5 protein-coding genes are annotated in these 5,544 nt (G+C 38.3%); all 5 read left to right on the top strand.

Going from position 1 to position 5,544, the window contains the following annotated elements:
* The first annotated feature begins 461 nt into the window (after positions 1-461).
* The 5 genes from nhaD to ACOVQ4_RS04920 all read left to right on the top strand — a co-directional run bounded on the left by nhaD (position 462) and on the right by ACOVQ4_RS04920 (position 5,542).
* Positions 462-1,751, top strand: a complete 1,290-nt coding sequence (nhaD, locus tag ACOVQ4_RS04940) for a sodium:proton antiporter NhaD (protein ID WP_421819545.1) — start codon at positions 462-464, stop codon at positions 1,749-1,751.
* 218 nt (positions 1,752-1,969) lie between these two features.
* On the top strand, positions 1,970-2,905 hold the full coding sequence (locus ACOVQ4_RS04935) for a fasciclin domain-containing protein (protein ID WP_421819544.1): 936 nt from the start codon (positions 1,970-1,972) through the stop codon (positions 2,903-2,905).
* Positions 2,906-3,016: 111 nt separating this feature from the next.
* Entirely contained in the window at positions 3,017-4,063 is a 1,047-nt protein-coding gene (locus ACOVQ4_RS04930; protein WP_421819543.1) for a sensor histidine kinase, read from the top strand.
* Positions 4,060-4,824, top strand: a complete 765-nt coding sequence (locus ACOVQ4_RS04925; RefSeq protein WP_421819542.1) for a LytR/AlgR family response regulator transcription factor — start codon at positions 4,060-4,062, stop codon at positions 4,822-4,824. The genes ACOVQ4_RS04930 and ACOVQ4_RS04925 overlap by 4 nt, the downstream gene beginning before the upstream one ends.
* 4 nt (positions 4,825-4,828) lie before the next feature.
* Entirely contained in the window at positions 4,829-5,542 is a 714-nt protein-coding gene (locus tag ACOVQ4_RS04920) for a hypothetical protein (RefSeq protein ID WP_421819541.1), read from the top strand.
* Positions 5,543-5,544 lie beyond the last annotated feature (2 nt).

Genomic DNA, 5,544 nt, shown 5'->3' with positions numbered 1-5,544 from the left:
AAAGAGTGCTAAAATATTTTTAACGACCACGGACATGCATTTTTGCCATAGCCCACCGCCGAAAGCCGATACCTGAAAGCTTAATGCACAATCTTAAACTTTATTTTGCGTACTAACTTAAGTAAGTAATGGGCACATTATCCCAATAAGCTGTGAGCCATAAGCTAAAAGACAAAGAGGTATTTTTATAAAATGATAAAGACCTTTTGCCTCGGGCTTTCAGCGGTGGGCTTTTGTCAAAAGTGTGGCTAAGGGTATTGAAAAACTTTTTAAAACTCTTTGTCTCTTGCCCAATGCCTAACAACTTATTAATCAACAGTAGTCTATTTGAATATTCTTTTGACCGTTTAATTTTCTAAAAAAATATAATACTCCAGTAAAGTTTTTATAGCTTTGAATAGTTTGAAAATATTTATTTCAAATTATTCAAAGCTTTTTTATTTTACCAGTAACAATCATCCATGCTATCAGGAATCGTAATTTTATTCACCCTTGGCTATTTGGCCATTGCCCTCGAACATCCTATCAAAGTCAATAAAACTGCCACGGCCTTGCTTACAGGCGTGGCTTGCTGGACAGTCTATGCTCTCGGAAGTGCTCACGAATCAGAAAAGGTCGTCAGCGAGCTTTCACATCACTTAGGAAGTGTTTCCGAAATACTTTTCTTCTTGTTAGGCGCCATGACTATTGTCGAGCTAGTAGATGCCCATCAAGGTTTCAAACTTATTACCGACCGCATTACTTCCAAAAATAAAGTAACACTTCTCTGGACATTGGGGCTAATTACGTTTTTTCTTTCGGCTGCCCTCGATAACCTAACCACGGCTATTGTCATGGTTTCGGTACTGCGTAAATTAATCAAAGAGCCAGAGACCCGTAAGCTTTTTGCGGGAATCGTCATCATTGCTGCCAATGCAGGTGGAGCGTGGTCGCCAATTGGGGATGTCACTACCACAATGTTATGGATTGGAGGACAAATCACTGCAGGGAATATTATGAAAGGGTTGTTTATACCAAGCCTAATTTCTTTATTAGTTCCTCTTTTGTTTATGACTTCTCGACTCAAAGGAAAAGTGAAATCTTTGCCTCCCGAAGAGCAAACATATTCGCCCGACACGGCTCATCAACTCATTGTAGAAACCCAAAATTCGACTATCATGCTTGTAGTAGGCTTGGGGAGCTTGTTATTTGTGCCTGTATTCAAAACTATCACACACTTGCCTCCTTACATGGGTATCTTACTAGGGTTAGGTATTGTTTGGGTTGTTTCAGAAATATTACACAGTGGCAAAGACGAAGAAGAGCGTAAGCCATTTTCGGTAGCACACGCCCTCAGCAAAATCGATACGTCGAGTATTTTATTTTTCTTGGGTATTCTTATTGCTATTGCTGCCTTAGAATCGACCCATTTGCTAACCGACTTGGCTGTATGGATGGATAAAACCATCGGTAACCAAGATATCATTGTTACTACGATTGGGTTAGCTTCTGCGGTTATCGACAACGTTCCTTTAGTGGCCGCCTCGATGGGTATGTACGATTTGGCACAATATCCTGTTGACAGTAAACTTTGGGAATTCATGGCCTACTGCGCTGGTACGGGCGGAAGTATCTTGATAATAGGTTCGGCGGCAGGTGTGGCAGTAATGGGCATGGAAAAAATTGATTTTATCTGGTACATCCGCAAAATCAGTCTTCCTGCCCTCTTGGGTTATTTTGCGGGAATTGCTGTGTTTTTGTTGCTTTATTAAAAGCTAAAGCCTTCTTTACACAATTCGCACTATGTTTTGAACAAAATATAGTGCGAATTTTTATTAAAATACACCTAAAATTCAGTTATAAAATTGAACAGTTCACGGAAAAGAACTTAGGGTTCACACCATAAAACAGTCGCTTCGCTCCATTCTCAATATCTTATTTCTGAAGGCTTGAGTTATAAAGTTGAATTAAACATTAATCCTTTATACTTATGAAAAACCTTAGAAAAACCGGACTAGCCTTATTAGGTTTCGTATTACTTGGCTTGAGCGCTTGCTCAAACGATGACGAAAACAACACTGTCATGACAAAAGACATCACAGATGTTGCCATTGCAGACCCACAATTTAGCACATTAGTTTCGGCCTTGACCAAGGCCAATCTGGTAACTGCGCTAAAAGCGACGGGACCGTTTACGGTATTTGCTCCTAATAATACAGCCTTTACAAAAGCTGGTATTACTAGTTTGGATGGTATTAATAACACCGACCTCACCAATATCCTAACCAACCATGTGGTTTCGGGAGAGGTAATGGCTGCCAATGTAACTTCGGGTACTGTAGCAACGCTAAATACTAGCAGTCCGATTTATATTTCGAAAAATGCAGATGGTGTTTTTATCAACGGAAATATCAAAGTAATTGCTACAGATGTAGATGCCTCAAACGGCGTAATTCATGTAATTGATAATGTGATTGTACCCCCAACCAAAAATTTGGTTACTATCGCAGCAGAAAATAGCAACTTCACAGAGCTTGTTAGCCTAGTAACCGCTGCTGACCCCGCGGTGGCAACAGCCCTATCGCAAGCTTCAGCTAACGGACTAACCGTTTTTGCGCCTACTAATGCTGCTTTTACAGAACTCTATAAAACTGTTCCAAAAGCAACTTTATTAGACCCAGCCAACCGTACACTTTTGACCAATGTGTTATTGTACCATGTAGTACCAGGACGAGTATTCTCTACAGACTTACCAAATGTTTCGGGTGAGGTTGCAACTGCAAACACTGCGGCTAAATTGACATTCAACCTATCTGGTGGAGCAAAGGTAATTGGTAAATCAAGCGGCAACTCAAATATTACATCAGCTAATATTTTGGCTACAAATGGTGTAATCCATGTAATCGACAAAGTATTGTTACCATAATCGTTTTAGCCTGTTTATATAACCCTCGTCGAGTTTAGGCGGGGGTTATTTATTTTCAAACATAGCCGTACTCAAAACCGTTATCGATATACCACTCTTTCTGCTTAATCTATGCAAAGTCTATATGCTCATTCTTTTCGATTTTTGTGGGTTGCAATTCTCACGGTGTATTCTTTTGCCAATACGCTAGTAACCGAAACCCTACATTACTATCCAATTCCTTTGAAAGAACCAGAGCTATTATTCTTGTTCTTCCTATTGATTTTAGGTATTTGGGAAGGAAATAGGCTTATTTTCTTGTTTATTTCCCGCTTTCATTATCCCAAATTATGGTACAAACTTCTTTTGGGCATGGCCAGTAGTATTTTACTTACTGCTATTTTGGCAATAAGCCTAGGCTATGTCTTTGCTAGTGTTTGGGAGGTGAAACACAATGATAACTTTAGTTTATTAATCAAACTCTTTTTGATGTTTGCTTTCAGAATCAACCTTTTTCTCAACATTCTCAATACGATTTATTTATACGTGCATGAATTTGAGATGATGGCTCTCGAAACCGAAAAGCTCCGTCAAATCAGTACGCAAGCACAGCTTCAAGCTATTCGAAATCAAATAAATCCTCATTTTTTATTTAATAATCTGAGTGTTTTAAGTTCTTTGATTAGCACCGATACCACCAGCTCTATCCAATTTGTTAAGCAATTTTCGAATGTCTATCGATATGTTTTAAAACACCACGATAAAGAATTAATTACCATTGCCGAAGAACTAGACTTTACAAAATCCTATCTATTTCTCTTGCAAAAGCGTTTTTATGAAGGAATCATCGTAGAAATCAAGGTAGAAGAACAATACCTCAATTGGCAAATTGTACCTATGGCTTTACAAATGTTGCTCGAAAATACTATCAAGCATAACATCGCTACTCGTAACAACCCTCTCAAAATTTCACTTTATACCGAGCACCCTTATTTAGTTTTATCAAACAACTTACAACCCAAACTGGTTAATACTACAGAATCCACCAATACAGGCTTAAGTAATATCATTCAACGTTACCAATTTTTGAGTCCTCTAAAGGTGGAAGTGATTAAAACTACACATGAATTTTTGGTAAAAATTCCCATTATTAAATTATCCTCTGAAGATCTATTATGAAAGTATTGATTATTGAAGACGAATATCACTCTGCACAACGAGCCAAAAGTTTGCTCCTTGAGTATGACCAAAATATTAACGTGGTAGATACCGTCGACTCAGTCGAAAAAGCTACCAACTGGCTTGTCAAACACCAAGAACCAGATTTATTGTTGGTAGATATCCACCTGGCAGACGGTTCAAGTTTTGATATTTTCAAAAAAATACCTGTCAAAAATCCTGTCATATTTACGACAGCTTACGACCAATATGCCATTCAAGCCTTTAAGATTAATAGTATTGATTATCTTCTCAAACCTTTAGATTTTGAGGATTTGAGCCAAGCACTCAACAAATATCATCAACTTAGCTACGACAGAAAATCAATAGATTCACTTGATATTCAGCGGATTATCCAGAGCATCGAAACCAACCAAAAAAGGTATAAATCTAGATTTTTAGTGAAATTTGGCGATACCTTACAGTATAAAACCCTTGATGAAATAGCCTATTTTTTTGCCGACGACAAAATTGTGTATTTGGTTTGCCATGATGCCAAACGATATATCATTGATTATACCTTAGAGCAACTCGAACAGCTTTTACAACCAGACTTTTTCTTCCGCCTCAACCGAAAAGTCATTACAAAAATCGCGTCTATCGCTACTGTCAAAGCCGTGTACAACGGGCGATTGCTTGTGAAGCTTAAGCCTAATTTTGAATCAGAAATTTATGTATCAAAAGAGCGATGTTCAGAATTTAAGACATGGCTAGACCAATAAAATCATGAAAAACTATTTTATCAAGACCTTTTTACTAGCAATCTTTTTTTTGATAAATAAGACTATAAGCATAGCTCAACATCGTGTAAACCTCAAGAACGGAAGTCAAATTGTAGGAAAACTCCTAAAGTCGGATGTCTCCTCGGTTTCTATACAAACTATTGATCAATCTGTTTGGGTGTTTACTGCTGCCGAAATTGTAAGAATAGATACCCTCGGTCAGAATTTTGGAAAGGCTACTTACAAAAGAAAGGGCTTTGTCAATTATACCGAACTTGGGCCACTTGCCATGAGTAATCGTGCCTCCAATGGCGTTACTACTTCAGCATTTTCATTTCAAACAACCAACGGATACAGGTTCAATTCGCTCCTTTATCTTGGCATAGGTGTAGGCGCAGATTTGTATGCCGTACAAACCTTCGTCCCTGTAGTGTTGAGTGTGCGAGGGGATTTAAGTACCACCTCGGCCAAAATTCCATTTTACTTTGTGGAGGGAGGATATAGTATCAATGCCACCTCCAACGATGTTCCAACCATCAAATACCAAGGTGGAGCAACATTTGCGGTTGGTCTAGGTATCAAACTTCTTTTTCAAGAAAACAACGGATTTTTACTTGGCTTAGGTTATCGTTATCAAGAATCCGCAGTGACCGAAAAACTTCAAAAATCTACCGAAGTATTCAACCGATTAAGTATCAGGGTTGGCTTTAGTTTTTAAAC

The organism is Flectobacillus sp. (assembly GCF_049240685.1).
GTDB lineage: Bacteria > Bacteroidota > Bacteroidia > Cytophagales > Spirosomataceae > Flectobacillus.
Note: the sequence above shows the minus strand (reverse complement) of the source record. Positions and strands in the feature narration are given on the sequence as shown.